22 protein-coding genes are annotated in these 22469 nt (G+C 63.2%); 5 read left to right on the forward strand and 17 right to left on the reverse strand.

What is annotated here, in order from left to right; all coding sequences use genetic code 11:
* Nucleotides 1-75: 75 nt before the first annotated feature.
* The 6 genes from ACS5Q1_RS05760 to ACS5Q1_RS05785 form a co-directional block, all read right to left on the reverse strand.
* Complete coding sequence (locus tag ACS5Q1_RS05760) at nucleotides 76-948, reverse strand: RNA polymerase factor sigma-32 (protein ID WP_203442112.1); 873 nt, start codon at nucleotides 946-948, stop codon at nucleotides 76-78.
* Nucleotides 949-1114: 166 nt separating this feature from the next.
* Nucleotides 1115-1699 (reverse strand): CarD family transcriptional regulator, encoded by a 585-nt coding sequence (locus tag ACS5Q1_RS05765; RefSeq protein ID WP_203442111.1) that lies wholly within the window; start codon nucleotides 1697-1699, stop codon nucleotides 1115-1117.
* Between the two features lie 381 nt (nucleotides 1700-2080).
* A complete protein-coding gene (gene fdxA / locus ACS5Q1_RS05770) occupies nucleotides 2081-2419 on the reverse strand; it encodes a ferredoxin FdxA (RefSeq protein ID WP_203442110.1) in 339 nt (112 codons plus the stop codon).
* A 50-nt stretch (nucleotides 2420-2469) separates the two neighbouring features.
* Nucleotides 2470-2772 (reverse strand): RNA-binding S4 domain-containing protein, encoded by a 303-nt coding sequence (locus tag ACS5Q1_RS05775; protein WP_473097285.1) that lies wholly within the window; start codon nucleotides 2770-2772, stop codon nucleotides 2470-2472.
* Nucleotides 2773-2784: 12 nt separating this feature from the next.
* Nucleotides 2785-5925: a helicase-related protein gene (locus tag ACS5Q1_RS05780; protein WP_473097286.1), complete on the reverse strand. Its 3141-nt coding sequence runs from the start codon at nucleotides 5923-5925 to the stop codon at nucleotides 2785-2787.
* Nucleotides 5926-6118: 193 nt separating this feature from the next.
* The gene (locus ACS5Q1_RS05785) at nucleotides 6119-6994 is read right to left on the reverse strand and encodes a DUF3108 domain-containing protein (RefSeq protein ID WP_473097287.1); all 876 of its coding nucleotides are present in this window, start codon (nucleotides 6992-6994) and stop codon (nucleotides 6119-6121) included.
* A gap of 236 nt (nucleotides 6995-7230) precedes the next feature.
* Here ACS5Q1_RS05785 and rpmB point away from each other — a divergent pair, with 236 nt between their 5' ends.
* Together rpmB and ACS5Q1_RS05795 are read left to right on the forward strand one after the other, a co-directional pair.
* The gene (gene rpmB / locus ACS5Q1_RS05790) at nucleotides 7231-7521 is read left to right on the forward strand and encodes a 50S ribosomal protein L28 (protein WP_009493402.1); all 291 of its coding nucleotides are present in this window, start codon (nucleotides 7231-7233) and stop codon (nucleotides 7519-7521) included.
* A 95-nt stretch (nucleotides 7522-7616) separates the two neighbouring features.
* Nucleotides 7617-8240, forward strand: coding sequence for a queuosine precursor transporter (locus ACS5Q1_RS05795; protein ID WP_473097288.1), 624 nt, complete (start codon nucleotides 7617-7619; stop codon nucleotides 8238-8240).
* Between the two features lie 25 nt (nucleotides 8241-8265).
* Here the strand turns inward: ACS5Q1_RS05795 and ACS5Q1_RS05800 are convergent, their stop codons facing one another.
* From ACS5Q1_RS05800 to ACS5Q1_RS05835, 8 genes are all read right to left on the reverse strand, one after another.
* Nucleotides 8266-9015, reverse strand: coding sequence for a proteasome-type protease (locus ACS5Q1_RS05800; protein ID WP_473097289.1), 750 nt, complete (start codon nucleotides 9013-9015; stop codon nucleotides 8266-8268).
* A 53-nt stretch (nucleotides 9016-9068) separates the two neighbouring features.
* Nucleotides 9069-9887, reverse strand: coding sequence for a transglutaminase family protein (locus ACS5Q1_RS05805; RefSeq protein WP_473097290.1), 819 nt, complete (start codon nucleotides 9885-9887; stop codon nucleotides 9069-9071).
* A 3-nt stretch (nucleotides 9888-9890) separates the two neighbouring features.
* Nucleotides 9891-10835 (reverse strand): alpha-E domain-containing protein, encoded by a 945-nt coding sequence (locus ACS5Q1_RS05810; RefSeq protein WP_473097291.1) that lies wholly within the window; start codon nucleotides 10833-10835, stop codon nucleotides 9891-9893.
* 15 nt (nucleotides 10836-10850) lie between these two features.
* Nucleotides 10851-12248 carry a circularly permuted type 2 ATP-grasp protein gene (locus ACS5Q1_RS05815; protein ID WP_473097333.1) on the reverse strand — a complete coding sequence of 466 codons (1398 nt, stop codon included), beginning with the start codon at nucleotides 12246-12248 and terminating at the stop codon, nucleotides 10851-10853.
* Between the two features lie 194 nt (nucleotides 12249-12442).
* Nucleotides 12443-13447 carry an esterase-like activity of phytase family protein gene (locus ACS5Q1_RS05820; RefSeq protein ID WP_473097292.1) on the reverse strand — a complete coding sequence of 335 codons (1005 nt, stop codon included), beginning with the start codon at nucleotides 13445-13447 and terminating at the stop codon, nucleotides 12443-12445.
* Complete coding sequence (cobT, locus tag ACS5Q1_RS05825; protein WP_473097293.1) at nucleotides 13444-15342, reverse strand: cobaltochelatase subunit CobT; 1899 nt, start codon at nucleotides 15340-15342, stop codon at nucleotides 13444-13446. The genes ACS5Q1_RS05820 and cobT overlap by 4 nt, the downstream gene beginning before the upstream one ends.
* A 235-nt stretch (nucleotides 15343-15577) precedes the next feature.
* Nucleotides 15578-16567 carry a cobaltochelatase subunit CobS gene (gene cobS, locus ACS5Q1_RS05830; protein ID WP_203442100.1) on the reverse strand — a complete coding sequence of 330 codons (990 nt, stop codon included), beginning with the start codon at nucleotides 16565-16567 and terminating at the stop codon, nucleotides 15578-15580.
* 116 nt (nucleotides 16568-16683) lie between these two features.
* Nucleotides 16684-17313, reverse strand: a complete 630-nt coding sequence (locus ACS5Q1_RS05835; protein WP_473097294.1) for a J domain-containing protein — start codon at nucleotides 17311-17313, stop codon at nucleotides 16684-16686.
* A gap of 90 nt (nucleotides 17314-17403) precedes the next feature.
* On the opposite strand from ACS5Q1_RS05835, the gene ACS5Q1_RS05840 reads away from it, so the two are divergent.
* Nucleotides 17404-17670: a BolA family protein gene (locus tag ACS5Q1_RS05840; protein WP_473097295.1), complete on the forward strand. Its 267-nt coding sequence runs from the start codon at nucleotides 17404-17406 to the stop codon at nucleotides 17668-17670.
* 186 nt (nucleotides 17671-17856) lie between these two features.
* On the opposite strand, the gene ACS5Q1_RS05845 is transcribed toward ACS5Q1_RS05840, so the two are convergent.
* Complete coding sequence (locus ACS5Q1_RS05845) at nucleotides 17857-19023, reverse strand: acetyl-CoA acetyltransferase (protein ID WP_203442094.1); 1167 nt, start codon at nucleotides 19021-19023, stop codon at nucleotides 17857-17859.
* 158 nt (nucleotides 19024-19181) lie between these two features.
* Here ACS5Q1_RS05845 and ACS5Q1_RS05850 point away from each other — a divergent pair, with 158 nt between their 5' ends.
* Nucleotides 19182-19760 carry an LOG family protein gene (locus ACS5Q1_RS05850; RefSeq protein WP_473097296.1) on the forward strand — a complete coding sequence of 193 codons (579 nt, stop codon included), beginning with the start codon at nucleotides 19182-19184 and terminating at the stop codon, nucleotides 19758-19760.
* Complete coding sequence (locus ACS5Q1_RS05855; RefSeq protein ID WP_473097297.1) at nucleotides 19736-20152, forward strand: NUDIX hydrolase; 417 nt, start codon at nucleotides 19736-19738, stop codon at nucleotides 20150-20152. Before ACS5Q1_RS05850 ends, ACS5Q1_RS05855 begins: the two co-directional genes overlap by 25 nt.
* A 2-nt stretch (nucleotides 20153-20154) precedes the next feature.
* Here the strand turns inward: ACS5Q1_RS05855 and ACS5Q1_RS05860 are convergent, their stop codons facing one another.
* Together ACS5Q1_RS05860 and ACS5Q1_RS05865 are read right to left on the reverse strand one after the other, a co-directional pair.
* Nucleotides 20155-21309, reverse strand: coding sequence for a 2OG-Fe(II) oxygenase (locus ACS5Q1_RS05860; protein ID WP_473097298.1), 1155 nt, complete (start codon nucleotides 21307-21309; stop codon nucleotides 20155-20157).
* A 70-nt stretch (nucleotides 21310-21379) separates the two neighbouring features.
* A complete protein-coding gene (locus ACS5Q1_RS05865) occupies nucleotides 21380-22282 on the reverse strand; it encodes an EamA family transporter (RefSeq protein ID WP_473097299.1) in 903 nt (300 codons plus the stop codon).
* Nucleotides 22283-22469: the final 187 nt, after the last annotated feature.

The following is a 22469-nucleotide window of genomic DNA, read 5'->3' on the forward strand; positions in this document are numbered from 1 at the left end:
CCGAAAAAGATCGGCGAGGCGGATCCCGCCTCGCCCAAAAATTCCGACATCGAGATCCGGGGGAAGCCTGGCGCGCTACACGAAGGCGCCCGAGGCCTGCGGGTACTTTTCCACCAGGGCGCGCTTGAGCTTCTCCAAAGCGCGGTTCTCGATCTGACGCACGCGCTCCTTCGAGATCCCGAGCCTGTCGCCTAGGAACTCCAGGGTCACCTGCTCGTCGGCGAGGCGGCGGGCACGCAGGATCCGCAATTCGCGCTCATTGAGAACTTCCAGCGCCTGCTGCAGCCAGAGCACACGGCGCTCGGTATCGATCACGTCACTGACGCTCTCGTCCGGCAGCGGGCTGTTGTCGACGAGGAACTCGACGCGCTCAGCGGAATTTCCCGGATCGGCGTCCAGGACCGGGGCATTCAGGGACGTATCGGGTGCCGAGAGACGGGCGTCCATCAAGGCCACATCGGCCTTCGATACGCCGATCGCCTCGGCGATCTTCTCATGCACGTCGGAGGAGATGCGCTCCTCTCCGCCACGGGTCAGGCGGGCGCGCAGGCGGCGCAGATTGAAGAAAAGTGCCTTCTGGGCGGAACTCGTTCCACCGCGAACGATTGACCAATTGCGAAGGATGTAATCTTGCACGGAGGCACGGATCCACCAGGTCGCATAGGTTGAGAAGCGGACTTCGCGCTCAGGCTCGAACCGGGCAGCCGCCTCGAGAAGACCGACATGGCCTTCCTGGACGAGGTCGGCCATCGGCAGGCCGTAATGACGGAAGCGGGCTGCCAGCGCGATGACGAGGCGCATATGGGCAGCAGTCAGTTGGTGAAGCGCCGCTTCATCGCCGGCCTCTTTCCAGCGCACGGCAAGAAGATGCTCCTCTTCTCTTTCGAGAAAAGGTGCATTCATGGCTGCGCGGACAAACCGGCGGCGAACCCCTGAGATTTCTCCCATTGTGTGCTCTCCCTTGGCAGAGACACAACGAGCGAGGCCGCAAAAAGTTCACTCCCAACAGCCAAGTTTCGCAAAATAGATTCCTGCCTTTGAAAAACAAGGCTTTGGCCACAAAAAAGCCCGGCATGGTGCCGGGCTTTTTGGGTGATCGAGTTCGACCCTTCGATCAGGCGGCCTCTTCCTGAAGGTCGTCGCCCTCGGCATCAGCCTCCGCCTCGGCACCCTTGGCCCGGCGCGGGGACTTGGCAAGGCTCTGCTCGATGAGCTTCAGAGCTTCCGTATCCGTGATCTTGTTGACGGCCGCAATCTCGCGCACGACGCGATCGAGAGCGGATTCGTAGAGCTGGCGCTCGCTGTAGGACTGCTCGGGCTGAGCCTCGGAGCGATAGAGGTCACGCACGACTTCCGTAACGGCAATCAGATCGCCGGAATTGATCTTGGCCTCGTATTCCTGCGCGCGGCGCGACCACATGGTGCGCTTCACGCGAGCACGACCTGTCAGCACGTCCAGAGCCTTTTGGATCAGAGCCGGTTCGGCAAGCTTGCGCATGCCGACACTGGAGGCTTTACCGGTCGGAACCCGAAGGACCATCTTGTCCTTATCGAAAGAGACCACGTACAGCTCCAGTTTGAACCCCGCGATTTCCTGCTCTTCGATGGCCGTGATGCGGCCGACACCGTGAGCGGGATAAACGATCGCTTCACCGGACTTGAACCCAAGGCGCTGGGCGGACTTCTTGGCGGTTGTCATGCGAGAGAGGCCTCCTTGCATGGTCCTCGCTTGGCAACGAGGAAGCTGTGGTTCCACTGGGCAGAGTCCCAAGGGAACGAGGATAGGATGTGAGCGTCACGGAACTTGACTATTCCGCTCGTCTCCCTGATGTAAGCCAGCGGCTACAAACGCTCATGCCCTTGACCAAGGCAGCAACGCTCCCTTAAGTCAAAGGACGCGAATCTTTGCTTCATTATGTGAACCGCCGGTCTGCAGAGACGGTGCACGGCTTGAGCGCAAGCGACGGCATTTGCGGACCCTATCACAGTCCGGCCGAAAAAGCAAAAATATTTCAAAGCAAAGCGTTAAAGAGAGCCGAGTTTCGCCTAGATTTGGACCTTGGTCTTTCTCGTCCAGACTTTAGTCGCCCTCGCCCGGATTGGCCGTGAAATAGGCCTCGAACTTGCCCGCAACGCCATCGAATTCCTTCGCATCGGCGGGCGGATCCTTCTTGATCGTGATGTTGGGCCAGCTCTTGGCCAAGTCGGCATTGAGTTTCAGCCATTGTTCGAGGCCCGGCTCCGCATCGGGCTTAATGGCTTCCGCGGGGCATTCCGGCTCGCAGACGCCGCAATCGATGCACTCGTCAGGGTGGATGACGAGCATGTTCTCGCCCTCGTAGAAACAGTCGACCGGGCACACCTCCACGCAGTCCATGTATTTGCACTTGATGCAATTTTCAGTGACGACGTAGGTCATGAACGGTCCTTCGAGGGTCTACTCTGGAATACAAGACAATCGTCGCCGCTCTAGCTCTTGTCGCTGTCGCTGACAAGCGCCGCGTTGTCCTGGTTGAGGTCTATGTAGAGCTGCCTTGCTTCCAGTGCAGGACCACGGCGCTCGCCGAGACCTTCGACCCGGACCACAAGAGTGGTCCGAGGCAGTGCGATGGTGACCACGTCACCGATGGCCACCGCCTTGGCGGCATTGTCGGTACGCTGGCCGTTGAGGCGGACGAAGCCGCTGGTGACCAGCTTGGCCGCCAGCGTCCGGGTCTTCGCGAAGCGCGCGAACCACAGCCACTTGTCGAGCCGCTGCCGGTCCTCACGCATGCGCTTAAAACCTCACTTCTTGTTATCCTCGAGCTGGGCCTTGAGAGCCATCAGCTTGGCGAAGGGCGAGTTCGGGTCCGGCTGCTTCTCGCGCCGCTCCTGCCCGCCGTCGCGCCGGTTGTCGGCACGCTTGTCGGGACGCGGTCCCCGACGCTCATCACCGCGGCCGGGACCGCGCGGCGGCCGGTTCTGCGGACGCCCGCCCTCCCCTTGCGCCTCCCGGCGCTCGGGACGCGGACGGCGTTCGCCTCCCTGCTCGCCCTGACCCTCGCCATGGCGCGGGCGACGGTCGCCGCGCTCCTGCCGCTCGCCACGCTCGTGACGGCCGCCGCGCGCATCGCGGCCATGACGGGCTTGGCCGCCCTCGTGGTGACGGCGGCCCTGGCGCCAGACCTCGATCATCTCGGGCTCGGCAGGGATTTCGGCGACAGCGGCCTCGGTGGACGCCTCAGTGGGAGCCAGGAACTGGCCTTCCGGCGAGGCCACGGCCTCGGCAGCGCTGGTCGCGATTTCCTGCTCGGAGACGGCCGCCTCGGGAGCCTCGACGGCGACGGCGCCGATCTCTTCGGTCCCGACAGCCGTCTCGGCGGCCTCGGCCGGAGTTTCCGGCGCCGGAGCGGGGGCTTCTTCCTCTGCGGGAGCGGCCTGGGGCTCGACGGCCTTCGGCGCCTCGACCAACGGCACGGTGATGGCGGGGCCAGGGCGGCGCTCCATCACGTAGCCGAGGGACTTGAGGATCGTGGCAAAGTCCTCGCCGGCACAGCCCACGAGCGAGGTCATGGACACGGTCGGAACGAAGCTCTCGCCATCGGCGGTACCCGCCGGCGGCTCGCCGGGGGTGATTCCAGGGCGGTAGGCGATGGCGGGGCGGATCAGATCGGCCAGACGCTCCAGGATATCGACGCGCACGGCACGGCCGCCCAGCACACGGAAGCCCGCGGCGCGATAAAGCCCATGGGCGATCTCCTGGTCGACCGGGATCGAGGTGCGGCCCGACTGAGCAAGATGGGCGATCTCATCGATGCCCTTCTGCTCGAGGCCACCGTTCTGCAGCGCCCATAGCTGGGTCGCCAGAACACGGGGGGCCGGCTTCAGGAGAGCCGGCAGATAAAGGTGATAGGCGCCGAACCGGACACCGGCCTTGCGCAAGGCGCCGCGGGCATCCTGGTCGAGGCTGCGCACGTCATTGAGAACCTTCGCGCGCTCCAGTACACCAAGGGCCTCACCGATCTGGAAGCCGATGCCACGGGCGAGGCCCGTCAACTCCGTGCTGTCCTCGAGCTGCAGCAGCGGGCCGAGCAGGCGCACGATATAGGCCTTCAGCCAGGCGCGCAGGCGGTTGTCCACCTTGTCCCGGGCCGGGCCCGTGAGATGCTCGTCCGAGAGGATGCGCACCTTGGGATCGAACAGCTTGTCGCCGGCTTCCAGCTTGGCCACCGGGTCGCCCATCCAGCGGATCGTGCCGTCGTTCGACAGCACGAGCATGGCGTCAGGCGTTTCGGCAAACCGGTCCGCCCGCGCCTCGATCTCGCCAGCCAGCGCCTTGCTGGCAGCATTGCGTAGGGTCTTGGCCTCCGTCGTGTCGGCCTGGGGATCGGGCACGAAATGGAAGCCGTGCAGGTGACCGATGTGCTGACCCTCGACAGTGACGTCGCCGGTGGTCGTAATTTCCGCTTCGAGCATCTTGTTCTCTCTCAAGCGCCGCATGAGAACGCTCGTCCGCCGGTCGATGAACCTTTGGGCCAGACGTTCATGGAGCGCATCCGATAGCTTGTCCTCTACCTGACGCGCAACATCCTGCCAATGCTCTGGATCCTTCAACCAATCGGGACGGTTAGCGACGAAGGACCAGGTCCTGACCTGGGCGATGCGGTTGGAGAGGGTGTCGATATCCCCATCGGTCCGGTCCATGGCGGACAGATGGCGGGCAAACCAGTCGGCCGGGATGGCCCCATCCTTCATGAGGAAACGATAGAGCTGGCCGACGAGATCCGCATGGGTCTGCGGAGACACTTTGCGATAATCCGGCACCTGGCAGATCTGCCAGAGCCGTTCCACGGCATATTGGGAGCGGGCCATGGCCTGGATGTCGTCTTCCCGCGCGAGAACCTCGAGGGCCGTCGCGTCCTCGCCCGTGGGCGCCCGCACGAGACCGTGCTCCCTCGGCTGCTGGCCAAGCGAGTCACGCAGACGGGCAAGCGACGAGAAATCGAGATCCGGGCTGCGCCACTGCAGGATACGGACCGGGTCGAAGACATGGTTTTCGAGCGCCTCGACGGTTTCTGCGTCGAAAGGCGGGCACCGGCCCGTGGACCCGAAGGTGCCGTCGCGCATGTAGCGGCCGGCGCGGCCGGCGATCTGGGCGAGCTCCGGGTTGTTCAGCTTGCGGAACTGGAATCCGTCGAATTTCTTGTCGGACGCAAACGCCACATGGTCCACGTCGAGATTGAGGCCCATGCCGATGGCATCGGTGGCGATCAGGTAATCCACGTCCCCGTTCTGGTAGAGCTCGACCTGGGCGTTGCGGGTCCGGGGCGACAGCGCCCCCAGCACCACCGCAGCACCACCGCTCTGACGGCGGATCAGCTCCGCGATGCCGTAGACCTCTTCCGCCGAGAAGGCCACGATGGCCGAGCGGCGGGGCAGGCGCGACACCTTCTTCTCGCCCGCGAAGGACAGTTTCGACAGGCGCGGCCGGGTGACCACGTGAACGCCCGGGATCAGCGCCTCGATCAGCGGGCGCATGGTGGCCGAGCCGATGAGGAGGGTCTCCTCGCGTCCGCGCTGGTTCAGAAGGCGATCGGTGAAGACGTGGCCCCGATCGAGGTCGCTCGAGAGCTGGATCTCGTCTACGGCCACGAAGGCGAGATCGAGATCGCGCGGCATGGCCTCGACGGTGGAGATCCAGTAGCGCGGCCGGTCCGGCTTGATCTTCTCCTCGCCCGTGATGAGAGCGACGTTGTGGTGCCCCGCCTTCTCCACCACGCGGTTATAGACCTCGCGGGCGAGCAGGCGCAGGGGCAGGCCGATCATGCCGCTGTCGTGGCCGAGCATGCGCTCGATGGCGAGGTGGGTCTTGCCGGTATTGGTGGGGCCGAGCACGGCGGTCACGCCGCGCGACCGCGCCTGCGGGGGAAGGGAACGACGGGCCATGCCTGGATGACGGGTAATGCTTAAAAGATCCCGGATTGTGAGCCGAGAGGCTGCAGGACCGGAGACCGGCACGAGCAGACTTCTCTTCCAAGCAGCCTAAAGCCCATCGGGCGGCTGCGGTTAGCCCCTTATATGGTGCCAGAGGCTTCTTTCGCTACCGAAAACGGCATGAATGCCTAAGGATTTTCGGGACTTACTGAACGGCCTCGGCCTTGATGGTCTCATCGGCCCTCTCCGCCTTGCGGGTCGGCGGCGACTTGCCGTCCTCCTCCAGCGACCAGAGGGAGGCCTGCATTTCGCCCATGCCGATCATGGTGCGCACCGAGACCTTGAGCGGGAAGAGCAAACGCGGCCCCTCGACGGGCGCCAGCCACACGGACATGTCCTTGTTCTCCTGCATGAACTTGGTCGCCGGGCGCTCGCTCCGGTGGCCGGAGATCGGCACGTAGCGGGCATTGCAGACGAGGACGGGCCCGGAATAGCCCGGCACCTCGACCTTCTTCGTCTCCGCATAGGAGAGAACCACGTTCATGCGCGAAGCACCGTCGAAGACGGGAATGGTCCGATCGCAATTGGCCGGATCGGTGAGGTTCTTCGAGGCCACAGCCGGCATGAGCAGCGCGCTCATGGGATCGACCACGCCCTTTTTGTCGGCCGCCTTGACTGGAACCCGGTCGGGCTTGGGCTCAAGCGGCGGGTCGATCTCGACCTTGGCCACCCGGCCGCTCTTGAGCCCCATTTGGACGCTGCGCTGATTATCCGATGTCTTAGAAACAACGGCGAACTTGGTCGAGCGCGGCGGCGCTTCTCCGGCCAGGGTGCCGGACGCGCTGGCCTCCCCCTTGCCGCCGGTCAGGATCATGGCGAGCCCGGTCAGCTTCGCATTTCCCTGCATCTCGTATTTCGACCCGTTGAAGGACGACAACAGGTCCGCCTTGCCCAAGGGCAAGCCGGCCAGCGTGAGGTCGTAGCTCACCTTCAGGGTCTGAGGCTTGGCGGGTTGGGCTTGCGCGAGCGAACCCGATCCGGCGAAAGCCAGGGTCACGAGAGCTGAGGCGATGAGGCGCATAAGGCTTTTCCGTTAGTCTATTCCGTTGCATCGCACGAGATTCAGAATAAATCATGACCACGGTGCTTCAAAAAAACGAGATGCGGCGTCGCACTATTCTTGACGTCCTCCCCTTTTTTGGCCTATAGGCTCGCACCTTCCAAGGACTTCTGGTGTCCGGCCGCGTGGGATCTGCGATCAGGCAAACCCGCGAATTCGAGGTCGCGACCCTTTGATAGACGAATAGGATTGAACCCATGTCGCGCCGTTGCGAACTGACCGGCAAGGCCGTGCTGAGTGGCCACCTGGTGAGCCACTCGAACCGCAAGACGAAGCGGAAGTTCCTGCCGAACCTCTGCAACGTCACGCTCCAGTCTGACACCCTGCAGCGCTCCGTGCGCCTGCGCGTTTCCGCCAATGCGCTCCGCTCGGTCGAGCACCGCGGCGGCCTCGACGCCTTCCTGGCCAAGGCCAAGGCTGGCGAGCTCTCCACCACCGCCCTGGCGGTGAAGCGCGAGATCGAGAAGAAGCTCGCCGCTGCGAGCTAACCTCGAATCGCCGAAAAATTGGCTTTGCGGGCGGCCCTGGTGCCGCCCGTTTTGCATTGTGTTAAGGCTTAAGCATTGCTCAGGAAGACCCAGCCATGACCAAGCTCGACCGCCGCGACTTTCTCATCGCCCTGACGACGATGACCCTGGTCGTCCTCTCGTCGAATATCCTGGTCCAGTATCCCTTCCATCACCTGGGCTTAAGCGACTACCTGACCTGGGGCGCCTTCACCTACCCATTCTCGTTCCTGGTCACCGACCTGTCGAACCGGCGCTTCGGCACGCAGGGCGCGCGCCGGGTGGTCTATGTCGGCTTCGTGCTGGCCGTGGCGCTTTCCATCGTGCTGGCGACACCGCGTATCGCCATTGCCTCGGGCTCGGCCTTCCTCGTGGCCCAGCTCCTCGACATCAGCATCTTCGCCCGCCTGCGCAACCGGGCTTGGTGGATGCCGCCCTTCATCTCCTCGGTGATCTCGTCGGGTCTCGATACGGCGATCTTCTTCTCGTTCGCCTTCTATTGCGGCGTCGTGCCGGGCCTCGGCCTCACGATCAGCGAGATGCTGGGACAGGTGGGCATCGCGGACCAGTGCATCGCCCTCCCCTGGGTCAACCTCGCCGTGGCCGATTACATGGTGAAGCTGGCGCTCGCCGCGATCGCCATCGCTCCTTACGGCGCCATCCTGTCGCTCATGCGCCCGAGGCTGCAGCGGACCGCCTGATCGGGCGGACTCTACCCCACTTTCCTCAGAGAGCATCCTCCGCATAAGGAGGATGCGGAATGGCCTGATGCGCCGCGCGCAAGGCGGCCGACCAGCGCTCGCGCAGGTCGCGGAAATAGGGCTCATCCTCCTGGATCCGGTACGTAATCCCAGCCTTCAGGGCGTCGCGCTTGGCCACGACGATGTCGATGGGCAGACCGACTCCCAGATTGGACTTCAGGGTCGAATCCATAGAGATCAGGCCGAGCTTCAGAGCCTCCACGAGGCTGGTGCCATGGGAGATCGCCCTGTCGAGGATCGGCTTTCCGTATTTGGGCTCGCCGATCTGCAGGAAGGGCGTATCGATAGTGGCCTCAATGGCATTGCCAGCCGCATAGATCTGATAGAGGCGCATCTCGCCCTGACCGATCTGCCCGCCGAGCAGCATGGTGACGTCGAAGGTCATCTGACGCTTTTCCATCTCGACCCCGTCCACTTCGTAGACATGGCGGACGGCGCGGCCGACAAGCTGGGCCGCCTTGAACATGCTGGAGACGCTCAGAAGCGTCTCGACCTCTCCGGTCTCGGGGTTCTCGATGCCATCGGACAACAGCGACATGACCGACTGGCTCGCTGAGAGATTGCCGGCCGTGGCGAGGGTGATCACGCGTTCGCCCGGTTTCTCGAACAGGTGCAGCTTACGGAAGGTTGCGATGTTGTCGACACCGGCATTGGTGCGTGTGTCGGCGATCATGACGAGACCATCCCGCACGAGGATGCCGACACAATACGTCATGGGGGTTCCTCCAGGAGCCTTCTGGTCGAGTTGCTCGGTTATCGAGGCCATTCTCACGCCTGTACTTGACGGGCGCCTTCGATCCTCAAACGAACGTCGAGCGCTTCACGGGTGATTCCGTAATAGCTTCCTCGAACCGGGGCTGCATCAAGATAATCGAGCCCGATGGCTAATCTGACATAGTGTTCCGTTGCGGAAACGGCATTGGCAGGGTCGAAACTAACCCAGCCGAGATCGGGGACATAGGCCTCGGCCCAGGCGTGCCCTGCCTCCTGCTCGGCCTCGCCGGGCTTGTGGAGATAGCCCGAGACGTAGCGAGCCGGGATCTTCAGGGATCGCACTGCGCTCAGGAAGACGTGGGTGAAATCCTGGCAGACCCCGTGTCCCGCCGCGAAGGCATCGGCACCCGTGGTCGTGGCGCTCGTAGCCTCCGTGTCGAAGCGCAGACGCTCAGGGATAGCATTCAGGAGAGCATGAGCCTGATCGAGCGGGCTGGTGAATCGGCCCGCCGTCAGGTCCGCAAATTCGCGGATAGCAGCATCCGGCTGGGTCAGGGCTGTCTCGCGCAGATAGAAGATTTCCGGGAAACGCTCGACCCCTCCCCGGATGATTCCGGCGGTGTCCGTCGTCTCGATCTCGCCGGCCACATGCAGAATGATCTGGCTCACGGGACCCTGCACGGACAAGCTGTGGACAATATTGCCGTACCAGTCCTCCCGGCGCATCAGCCGGCCGTCGCCTTCGAGGTCGATATTCCAGGACAGGACCGTCTGACTGTCGCAGCCGCGCGGCGTCAGCCGCAGGAGCTGGATCGCCGACTTGGCGGGCTCGCTGTAGTGATAGACCGTCTCGTGGGTGATGCGGATGCGCATGGGTCAGCCGAGATATTGATTCGTGATGGCGTGCCCGAGCCGGTTGTTCTCGGCGAGGAAGTCCTGCAGAAACTCATGCAGGCCGTGCTGGAAGATATCCTCGATATTCTGATTCTCCAGGCGGGCGTGAGTTGCCCTCGCCTGTCGCTGCGCGGGACCTGACGTGCCGTAGCGTTGCGAAATGTCGTCGAGATGGCGCGACAGGAATGCGTAGCAGGCGGCGAGCGAGCGCGGCATCTCCTCGCGCAGGATCAGGAGATCAGCCACGAGCCAGGGTCTCAGGTTCTGGTGATAGACCCATTGATAGCTCACCAGCGCCGAGACCGAGCGCAGGATGGCGGCCCATTGGTAATAATCGATGCCGCCGCCCACCGCCGCGTCCTGCGGCAGCAGCACGTGATACTTCACGTCGAGCACCCGCGCGGTGTTATCGGCGCGCTCGATATAGACGCCGAGCCGCGAGAACCAATAGGCATCGTTGCGCAGCATGGTCCGCATGGCGGAGCCGTCGTAGCGGAGCGAGGCCTCCTTCACGAGGTTCAGGAAGCGGGGAAGATCCTCGACCTTAATGCTCTTGGCCTTGTAGCGGCGCAAGTCGAGCCAAGCGGAATTGATTGCCTCCCACATCTCCGATGTGAGCGCAGAACGCACGGAGCGGGCATTCTGCCGGGCCGTGTCGAAGCAGCATCGGATGCTGGACGGGTTCGCCTCGGAGAAGGCGAGGAATTCGATCACGTTCTCCGGCGTGGCATCGCCATAGACGGCGCCGAACTGATCGATGCCGCCGGCGGTGATCAGGGCGGATTCCCACTCATTGGTCTCGACGCCGTTATAGGAGATCGGCATCGATGCCATGCGATAGGCGACATCGAGAATGCGCGCCGTGTTCTCGGCCCGCTCCACATAGCGGGAGAGCCAGTAGAGGCTGTCGGCATCACGACTCAGCACGCGAAACGCTCCCGCTCATTCACTCAACACCCAGGTATCCTTGGTCCCACCACCCTGGCTCGAATTGACCACCAGCGAGCCTTCCGTCAGCGCCACACGGGTCAGCCCGCCCGGCACGAGCCTGACACCGTCGCGGCCGGTCAGAACGAAGGGACGCAGATCGACGTGGCGCGGCGCAAGACCTTTCTCCGTGAAGATCGGACTCGTCGACAGGGCCAGCGTCGGCTGCGCGATGTAATTGTCGGGTGACGCCAAAATCCGGCTCTTGAAATGCGCGCGCGCTTCCGTCGTCGCATGCGGTCCCACCAGCATGCCGTAGCCGCCAGAGCCATTGACCTCCTTCACGACGAGTTCGTGCAGATTGTCGAGCACGTAAGAGAGCGCCTCCTGCTCGCGGCAGCGCCAGGTCGGCACGTTCTTCAGGATCGGCTCCTCGCCCATGTAGAAGCGCACGATATCGGGCACGTAAGAGTACATGGCCTTGTCGTCGGCAACACCCGTTCCCGGCGCATTGGCGATGGCGACATTGCCGGCGCGATAGGCAGCGATCAGGCCCGGCACGCCGAGCGCAGAATCAGGCCGGAAGACCAAAGGATCGAGGAAGTCATCGTCGATGCGGCTATAGATCACATCGACGCGCTTCGGCCCCTCGGTCGTGCGCATATAGACCATGTCGTCGCGCACGAAGAGATCGCGCCCTTCGACCAGTTCCACGCCCATGCGGTCGGCGAGGAAGCTGTGTTCGTAATAGGCCGAGTTGAGAGAGCCGGGGGTGAGGAGAACGACGGTCGGATCCCACGGGCTACTCGACGGCGCGACGGATTTGAGCGTGCCCAGGAGTTCATCGACATAGTTCTCGATCGGCCGGATGCGCTGCATGCCCACGAGCTCGGGGAAGAGGCGCATCATCACCTCCCGGTTCTCCAGCATGTAGGAGACACCGGAGGGCGTGCGCAGATTGTCCTCGAGCACGTAGAAATCCTGGTCGTCAACCCGGACAATGTCGATGCCGGCCACCTGCACGTAGATGTCGCTGTTGAGCGACAACCCGTGCATCTGCGGGCGGTAATAGGGATTGAGATAGACGAGTTCCGGCGGAATGATCCCGGCACGCAGGATTTCCCGCTGCCCGTAGATGTCCTTGAGGAACATATTAAGCGCCTTGACGCGCTGTTCGAGGCCACGCGCGAGGCGGGACCATTCCTGGCCGGACAGAATCCGCGGGATGATGTCGAAGGGAATCAGCCGTTCTTCGGCTTCCGCATTGCCATAGACGGCAAAGGTAATGCCGACCCGGCGGAAGAAGAGTTCCGCCTCCTCGCGGCGGTGTTCCAGCAATTGCGGCGGTGCCGATTTCAGCCAGTCCTGGAGGACGCGGTACGCATCTCTGCTATGGCCGTCATGGCCGCTCATTTCATCGAAGATCGCCTGTGCCGCCACCGGGTCTCCTCAAGCCTCTCGAAACGGACACCCGGCGCAAAGATTGGCATCGGGCCCACATGAAGAGAGCTTAGTTGCCTAAAACATAGGGCTTCAAGCAGGACGAAGGGATAGAGGCGGGCAAAGAATGATGAGAAAGAGGGCGGATGCCCATCCGGGAGGCAGGCTCAGCCCGGAAGCGAGAATTCGAGCAACAAGGTTCTCTGCAGGGAGCTGAAATTGTTGTCGGAGATCAGGGAGAGGACGATATCGCCGCCTTCCCGATGGACCGCGAGGCCTTCCATATTGTCGACCTGATGCGAGGCTTCGCTCTCGTAGAGGATCTCCCCGTCGATGCGGGCTCCCGACCTGATTGCGCTCGCCTCGACCCGCCGAAGACGGCAGCCGAAGCCGCCAAAGAGCGAAAAGCGGCGCTCCAGGATGACGACATCCCCATTAGGCAGGAAGGCGAGATCGGTGACGTCGAAGCCGCCCGAGAGAACAATCTGGAAGGCACCCTGCCGCGGGCCGGTCAGGATGAAGCCGCTGCCGCCTTCCGCGATGCCGACGAGTGCTCCGTTCAGGGGCGAGCGCTGAGGCGCTATGCCGAGGGCTTCCAGGCCGCCGTTGTTCGGCAGATCCCTCAGCTCCTTTGGCACAGGAATGGGAACGCCGCGAATGATGCTTCCCGTCCCAGTGCGCTCGAACCGGATCACCGCATGATTTCGCTCGACGCCGACGAAGGCGGTGTTGCCTGCAAGCGCAAAGCTCTCCGTGTCGTAATAGCGCGAGCGCCGCATGGGGACGCCGTTGGCCAGAATGAGCGGAGACAAAACCGAACTGCCGAGACCGGAGAGCCGCCCGTCCGATGTTTCGACCCGCGCTTTCAACAATTGCGCGTTATCGGCGAGCGCGATGATCTCCTGGCCATTGGCCGAGCGCCACAGACCGGAGAAGCCGCCGAAGGCCGAGACCCGCGACCGCAAGTCCACGCCGGAGCGGAACATCACGGCGCCGAAGCGCGAGCGGTCAGGATCGGTGGTGGAGAGCCGGCTGATCGGCTGCACCTCCACATCGATGGAGGTCGCGCCGCGGAAGGCCTGCGGGCGCTGCGCCAGGGCGACGCCGGCACAGGCCATGGATGCGGCGGCAGCACCGCCGCCGATGAGAAAGTTGCGCCGGCTGAGCCTCAAGCGACGGCTCTGCGGCGGGGCACACCGCGGGAGGGCGGCACTGCGTTCTCCTCGAACAGCTCCGCGAGCTTTTCGGTCATGACACCGCCAAGCTCCTCCGCATCGACGATGGTCACGGCGCGGCGGTAATAGCGCGTCACGTCGTGGCCGATGCCGATGGCGATGAGTTCCACGGGAGAGCGGGTCTCGATCTCCTCGATGATGAAGCGCAGATGCCGCTCGAGATAATTGCCGGGATTGACCGAGAGCGTCGAGTCGTCCACCGGCGCGCCGTCCGAGATCACCATCAGGATGCGGCGCTGCTCGGGCCGGCCGAGCAGACGCTTATGCGCCCAGTCGAGCGCCTCGCCGTCGATGTTTTCCTTCAGCAGGCCCTCGCGCATCATCAGGCCTAAGTTCTTGCGCGCACGCCGCCAAGGCGCGTCCGCCGACTTGTAGATGATGTGGCGCAGGTCGTTGAGGCGGCCGGGATTGGCCGGCTTGCCGTTCTGCAGCCATGTCTCGCGCGCCTGCCCGCCCTTCCAGGCGCGGGTGGTGAAGCCGAGGATTTCCACCTTCACGCCGCAGCGCTCCAGCGTCCGGGCGAGAATGTCGGCGCAGGTGGCGGCGACCGTGATCGGGCGCCCGCGCATGGAGCCGGAATTGTCGAGGAGCAGCGTCACCACCGTGTCGCGGAAATTCGTGTCCTGCTCCTGCTTGAAGCTGAGAGGCTGGAACGGATCCATGACGATACGCGGCAGGCGCGCAGGATCGAGCGTTCCCTCTTCGAGATCGAATTCCCAGGACCGGTTCTGCTGCGCCATCAGGCGGCGCTGCAGACGGTTCGCGAGGCGGCCGACCACGCCCTGCAGATGGGCGAGCTGCTTGTCGAGATAAGCGCGAAGCCGCGTGAGCTCATCCGCATCGCAGAGGTCTTCCGCATGAATGATCTCGTCGAATTTCTGGGTATAGGCCTTGTAGTCGGGGCCCCGCGCCTCGTTGGAACGCGACGGCGGACGCCAGGATTCGCCGGCATCCTCGGAATCCGCTTCCTCAGATTCCTCGGGCAGCTCGCCGGAAGGACCGTCGGCCTCTTCCGTGGCGCCGTCCTCCATCTCGTCGCTGGAATCCTCGCTGATTTCCACCTCAGCCCGGTCGCCTTGGGCTTCCTGCTCGGATTCGCCCTCGCCCTGCTGCTCCTGCTCCTCGGATTCGTTCTCGTCCTCGTTCTCCTCATCCTCGGAATCCATGGCCGCCTCGTCGGCCATGTCGAGCGAGGAGAGAAGATCGCGGATGGAGCGGGCGAAGCTGCGCTGGTTCTCGATGTTCTTGAGCAGGCCATCAAGATCGCGCCCGGCGCGGTCCTCGATGAAATCGCGCCAGAGATCGACGATCTTGGCCGCCGACACGGGCGGCTTCGCGCCGGTCAGGCGCTCGCGCACCATAAGGGCGAGCGCATCCTCGAGCGGTGCATCGGCGCGGTCCGTGATCTCTTCGTATTTGCCGCCGCGATGATAGCGGTCCTCCAGCATCGCCGAGATGTTGGAGGAGATGCCGGCCATGCGCCGCGAGCCGATGGATTCCACGCGCGCCTGCTCGACCGCATCGAACACGGCGCGGGCAGCCTGGCCCTCGGGGGCGAGTTTCCGGTGAAGGGCGGTGTCGTGGCATGCCAAGCGCAAGGCCATGGCATCGGCATTGCCGCGCAGTACTGCCACGTCCTGCGCAGTCAGCCGACGGGGCGGCTCCGGCAGGCGCGCCTTGTCCTGGCCCATGAGAACCGGACGGTCGGACGCGAAGGCAACCTCGAGATCGGGCTTGCGGGCGATCGCCTTCATGGTGCCGGCAATGGAGCGCTTCAGCGGCTCCGCCGGTGCTTCCTTCTTGTCACCTGGCTTGCGGTTCGAGATGGACATGAAATTCCTTCATCCGTCATCCCGGCCGGAGCTTAAAGCATCGGACCCAGAAGTGGAGGCCACTTTTGGGATCGATCCGATGCTTCCTCCCTTGGCTGGCGCATCGTTGGATGCGGAAAACCGGGACCACTTTTCCGCACGATGCGCTAGCGAAGAGCCGGGATCGCCAAAACCAGCGAAACTCCCAAACGATCCCGGATCGCGCCCATGGCGCGTCCGGGATGACGTCTTATGACTATGATAGCACCATGTTCACGGCGCTCTCCGGCAGTTCCTTGCCGAAGGAGCGCTGGTAGAACTCGGCCACGAGGGCACGTTCCAACTCGTCGCACTTGTTGAGGAAGGTGACGCGGAAGGCGAAGCCCGTATCGCCGAAGATCTCGGCGTTCTCGGCCCAGGTAATCACCGTGCGCGGACTCATGACGGTCGAGAGATCGCCGTTCATGAAGGCCGAGCGGGTGAGATCGGCGACGCGCACCATCTTGTTGACGATGTCGCGGCCATCCGAGTTCTCCTGATAGTGCTTCGCCTTGGAGAGGACGATGTCCACCTCCTTGTCGTGCGGCAGGTAGTTCAGCGTCGTGACGATGGACCAGCGGTCCATCTGGCCCTGGTTGATCTGCTGCGTGCCGTGATAGAGCCCCGAGGTGTCGCCGAGGCCGACCGTGTTGGCGGTGGCAAAGAGGCGAAAAGCCGGGTGAGGCCGGATCACGCGCTTCTGGTCGAGCAGCGTGAGCTTGCCCGATTGCTCCAGCACGCGCTGGATCACGAACATCACATCCGGGCGGCCGGCATCGTATTCGTCGAACACGAGGGCCACGTTGTTCTGCAGCGCCCAGGGCAGGATGCCGTCCTGGAAGGCGGTAACCTGCTTGCCCTCCTGCAGCACGATGGCGTCCTTGCCGACGAGGTCGATACGGGAGACGTGGCTGTCCAGATTCACGCGCACACAGGGCCAATTCAGGCGAGCCGCCACCTGCTCGATATGGGTCGACTTGCCGGTGCCGTGATAGCCCGTGATCATGACGCGGCGGTTGCGCGCGAAGCCGGCGAGGATCGCAAGCGTCGTGTCCCGGTCGAAGAGATAATCGGGGTCGAGATCGGGCACATGCCCCTCCGCCTGCGAGAAGGCGGGAACTTCCAGATCCGAGTCGATGCCGAAGACCTGTCGCACGGACACCTTCATATCGGGCAGAAGGGTCGCTGTCTCGGTTTGTGCCGTCATAGGGGCCTCTCGGTCTCTTTCGTGTGTCGTGAAGATGTCATGGGCTTCTTAACCCCCATGATGGAATGGCGCAATTTCCTAATGAGCTGGTCAGCCTTGCCTGAAAGGATATGATTTCAGCACAGGCCGGCGCTTTTCAGGGCATCATGCGCCTTGATGATGTCGCGCAGGCGCTCCTCGAAGGAGCGGTCGCCCCCATTGGCATCGGGATGGAACCGCTTCACCAGGGCCTTGTACTGGGCCTTGATCGCGGGGCCGTCGGCGGTCTCGTCGAGGCCGAGGATGTCCAGCGCCCGGCGCACCGCACCCGCATAGCGCGGACGCTTCGGCTCGGGCCGGGCCCGGCTGGTCCGAGCCTGAGTGAAGTCCTCGCCCTTGAGGACCCCGAGGGGATCGAAATAGCCCCAGTCCCGCGGTTCGGCCTTGGCGCTCTGTTCCTGGTCATGGCCCGAGGCGTTCATGCCCATGGTCCAGGTCGGGCGATGGCCGATGATGGAATCCTTCTGGAAGGCCGCGACGGCGGAATCCGACATGCCGGCGAAGTAATTGTACGAGGCGTTGTACTCGCGCACATGCTGGAGGCAGAAACGCCAGTACTGGCCCTCCCGGTCCCGCCCCTTGGGCGCACGAAATTCCCCCGCCGCCTTGCAGGCGGGGTGCTCGCACACGGGTCCCTTGGCCTCCTGCGGCTCCTCGCAGGAAGGCTTGATCCGGATGCGGTCGAAAAGAGGCGAGTTGAGATCCATGATTCAGTGATTATGAGTGGCTTGGGGCCTTGAGCCAAGGCCTGAACGCTTTTCGCCGCAGACCCGTTCAAAAAGGTTTTACAAAACAGCATGACCCTTCAGCACTGGATCACACAAACTTTGCAGGAGAGCCTGCAGCCGACCGAACTGACCGTCATCGACGAATCAGAAAAGCATCACGGCCATGCCGGATGGCGGGAAGGCGGAGAAACTCATTTCCAGGTTTATATCGTATCGGAAGCCTTCTCCGGCAAGAGCCGGGTCGAGCGTCACCGCCTCGTCAACGACACCCTGAAAGGCGCTTTCGACAGGGGCCTGCACGCCCTGGCCATCCAGGCCAAGGCGCCGGGGGAATAGGCGCTCCGCTTTTCCCCTCCCCCTTTGCGGGGAGGGGCAAGGGTGGGGCTGGTGCGACTGGATGAGGGATCAATTCAGTCAGGTGCTGTAGCGACCGTAGACCCATCCGAATGAAGCGCATCGCTCCGACTTTTTCGCCCCCACCCTCAATCCCTCCCCGCAAAGGGGAGGGAAGACGGGCGGCGACTATTTAATCCGCTCGAGCACGCTCACGTAATTCGCCACCGCAGCGCCACCCATGTTGAAGATGCCGCCGAGAACCGGATTCTTCACCTGGATGCCTCCGGCCTCCTCGCAGAGCTGCATCGCGCTGAGCGCATGCATAGAGACGCCGGTGGCGCCGATGGGGTGGCCCTTCGCCTTGAGGCCGCCAGAGGGGTTCACCGGAAGCTTGCCGTCGCGATTCGTCCAGCCTTCCTTGATCGCGGTCGCGCCCTGCCCGCGTGGGGTCAGGCCCATCGCTTCGTATTCGATGAGTTCGGCAATGGTGAAGCAGTCGTGGGTCTCGATGAAGGAAAGATCCGTCAGCTGGATTCCGGCCTGGGAGAGTGCGCGCCGCCAAGCTTCCGCGCAGCCTTCGAACTGGATGATGTCGCGCTTCGACATGGGCAGGAAATCCTGCGCATGGGCTGTGGCCCGGAAGGCGACCGCGCGCTTCATGCGCAACGCCGTCTCGGTGTCGGCCAGGACCAGGGCGGCCGCGCCATCGGAGACGAGCGAGCAATCGGTGCGCTTCAAGGGTCCTGCGACGTAAGGATTCTTCTCGCTTTCGGCGCGGCAGAACTCGAATCCTAAGTCCTTGCGCATCTGCGCATAGGGATTGTCGACGCCGTTCTTGTGGTTCTTGGCGGCGATCAAGGCAAGCGCATCGGATTGGTCGCCATAGCGCTGGAAGTAGGTGCCGGCGATCTTGCCGAACACGCCCGCGAACCCGCCCGGGGTGTCGCCATCCTCCGGCAGATAGGACGCCTTGAGCAGGATGTTGCCGATCTCGGGCCCCGGCGTCTTCGTCATCTGCTCCACGCCGACCACCAGCACCGTCTTGGCGCGCTTGGCCTCGATGGTCTTGATCGCCTGATGCACGGCGGCCGATCCTGTCGCGCAGGCATTCTCGACCCGGGTCGCCGGCTTGAAGCGGAACTTGTCGCTCGCCTGGAAGACGAGGGAGGCGGTGAAATCCTGGGCCGAAAAACCGCCGTTGAAATGGCCGAGCACCACCTCGTCCACGTCCTCGACGGCAAGGCCCGCATGTTCCAGCGCCTCGTTGGCGACGCGGACGATCAGGCTCTCGACACTCTCGGTATCGAGCTTGCCGAAGGGAGTATGGGCCCAGCCGACGATGCAGGCAGTCATGGATGTCTCCTCAAGGATGTGTTGTTGAGAGACAAGGTGGCCCTCTTTGGGGCTTTCAGCAAGCCGCACGATCACATGTCAGGTGCGCTTGAGAGGCTTGAGCTTGGCTTCATCCTGTCGTTCATCGATGCATGACACGAATCACGAAGGAATGTCCCATGCGCCTGTGTGTCTTCTGCGGCTCCAGCAGCGGCCAGGATCCTGTTTATCTCGAGACTGCGCGGGCGCTCGGTAAGACCATGGCCGCCCAGGGGATCGATCTGGTCTATGGCGGCGCCTCTGTCGGGCTCATGGGCGCGGTCGCCGATGCGGTTCTCGCCAAGGGTGGCCAGGTGATCGGCGTCATGCCGCAGGCGCTGGTCGACAAGGAGATCGCCCATCGCGGATTGAGCGACCTTCGGGTCGTAGGCTCCATGCACGAGCGCAAGGCGCTCATGGCCGAGCTCGCGGACGGCTTCATCGCCCTGCCCGGGGGCTTGGGCACCTTTGAGGAGTTGTTCGAGGTCTGGACCTGGGCGCAGCTCGGCTATCACCGCAAACCCTGCGCGCTTCTGAATGCCGACGGCTTCTACGACAAGCTGACGGATTTCCTGGACGACGTGGTCGAGCGCGGCTTCGTGAAGCCGATCCATCGCGCGATGCTGATCGTCGAGAATGAGCCTACCGCCCTGATCAAGGCCATCCGCGCCTATGAGCCGCCGAAGGTCGACAAATGGATCAAGGCAGGCGAGCGGTGATCGAGATCGTCACCGCCCTCGTCCGCAACGAGCGCGGCCATGTCCTGCTCGTGCGCAAGCGCGGCACAGCGCATTTCCTCCAGCCCGGCGGCAAACGCGAGCCGGGCGAGAGCGATCTGGATGCCCTTGCACGGGAACTCCATGAGGAAATTGGCTGCCGCATCGTTCCGGGATCCGCAAGGCGCCTCGGTGTTTTCGAAGCGTCGGCAGCGAACGAGCCTGGAAAGACGGTGCGGGCCGTCGTCTATGCAGTCAGCCTTGCTGGAGAGATCTTCTGTCAGGCCGAGATCGACGAATTCATCTGGATCGATCCGCGTGCGCCGGTCAAAACGCAGCTCGCCCCATTGACGCGAGACACCATTCTGCCTCTTGCACTGTCGCTAAGCGACTGAGATCAGGCCTTGTAGGCGCCCACGCCTTCGCCGAGATTAGCGTTGTTCGCCTCGCGGATCTTGGCGGCTTCCTTGTCATAGAGGAAAGGCAGGAAGGCAAATCGGCGGCCCTCTGTCACGCGAGACACCGCATGAAGAAGCGGGCATGAGAACACCACCGCGCCTCCGGCCGGAGCCTTGTAGCTCCGCGAACCGAATTCCGGGAAACTGACCTCGCCGCCTTCGAAATCGCTGTTGAGATTGATCGAGACAGCGAAGCGTCGATGGGCCGTGCCGTTCGTCGTGTTGTCTCGGTGCGCACGGAAATGACCGCCGTCCTCCGCCGCATAGCAGGAGACGATGTAGCGCTCCATGCGCGAGGGCTTGAAGAAGTGCACCCGTTCGATCTCGGGATTGATGCGGCGGATGATGCGGTGCTGCACCTGGCGGATCAGATTTTGATCCGTGATCGTGTAATCCTTGCGCCGCTTGTGGTTCGGATCATGGGTGGCAACGGTCTTGCCGTTGACCTCGCGCATGAAGCCCGATTCCTCACCACCATGCTGCTCGTAGAGACCGATCAGGTACCGGCAGAATTCAGGCTCGAACACGTCCGGGATCACGAGTACGGGAGCGGGAATCTCGAAACCGGCGAACCGATTCACCGGAGGCAGATCACGTACATAGGCCATCACCTTCTCACGGTCGCTGCCATCGGCCTCGAAGGGAAAGATGGCACGCACGCGCAAGGTTGGGTTAAGCACCATCCAGAAGCGTCGGATCGGAATCTGCGACTGGCCCGGCAGTGCGTTGCGCGGCAGAGCACCATCGAGGCGACCGACAGTGCCATCGAAATCCCAGAAATGACGGATCCCCGGAACGATCTGCTCCGCCCGCATCTCCGACTCGTCCGACGGATCGACGCTCACGCCGAAGATCGCGACCTTGTCGTCGTCGAACAGATCGCGGTGTGTCTCCTGGAACGAGGCCAGGGTCGCACGCCCGACATTGTCCGAACCCATGCCGTAGAAGCACAGGACGACATAGCGTCCAGCCACCGTGTCGAAGCTGAATTGTGGGTTGCTGGTCGAGTTCTGCTTGAACCAGGGAGCTGGGTCCCCAACCTGGAGAACACGGTAGGCAGGTTGAACATTCTCGGGGGCAGCGGCATCGGTCATGAAATGGGTCCGAACACGTTCATTGGATATGCAACGTTGTTCGTTAACATGTGGCTGCCGCAGCGACAAGCTAACGTTGCGCCAGGAGCAGCAGGCCGACGCCGGCGAGGATCAGGAGCATGCCGGCCAGTTCCCGTCGGGTTGTCGTCTGCGTCAGGAAGCGATGAGAGACCGCCTGCGCCATCAGCACCTCGACGAGAGCCAGCGTACGGACATTCGCAGCTGTCGTCAGCGCGAAGCCGATGAACCAGAACTGGGATGCGAGCGCCCCGAGAAAGCCCGCTCCCAGGGAGGGACGCCATGCTTTGAAGCTCGCCATCAGCGCCTTGCGGTCGAAGAGCCCAAGCCAGATCAGAAGGATAGCCGTCTGCAGACCCAGGCCCCAGACAAGGGTCGTGGAAGCCCTGATCAGGGGAGATCCCCCGTCGAGCGACAGGATGGCGCCGCGAAAGCCGATGGCTGCCAGAGCGAAGAAGGCTCCCGAGGCGAGGCCGAAGAGAATGGGCTTCAGGCCTGATGAAGTCAGACTCGTACCCGGCTTCACAGACATGAGCAGGACGCCCGCGGTCGCCACTGCAATGGCGAGCCCCATGGCTGGCGTCAGATGGTCCCCCAAGAGCACCAGCCCGAACAGGGCCACCTGGACCGGTTCGGTCTTGGTATAGGCGGTCACCACCGAGAAGGCGCGCTCGCGCATGGCCGCAAGCATCAGGGCCGTGGCGAGGATCTGGGTGACGGCGCCGGTGAGGGCGTAGGCCAGAAAGGTCGGGTTGGATCCTGGAACAACCTCTCCGGTCACAAGGTTCATCACGACCAGCGCCAGAAGAGCGAAGGGAAATCCATAGAGGAAGCGGACCTGGGTCGCTCCCACGGTTCCAATGGTTTCGGTCAGGCGGCGCTGGGTGGCATTGCGGCCGGTCTGCGCAGCGGCCGCTGCCAGCGTCACTGGAATCCAGAGAAGGGATGTATTCATATCGATCTTCAAACCGAGCCGCTCTTGCCACTCTCTTGCCACGGATTTCGTTAAGAACGGTGATACAAACAAGCAATAAGCCGCCAAAACCTAGCCAAGGCCAAGGTTTGGCACTAAAAATAGCCCAGCTGACAGGCGGGGCTTGATCGAGATCCTCTCCTATCGTTGAACGAAGCCAAGGAGTCGT

The organism is Microvirga sp. GN3 (assembly GCF_055792825.1).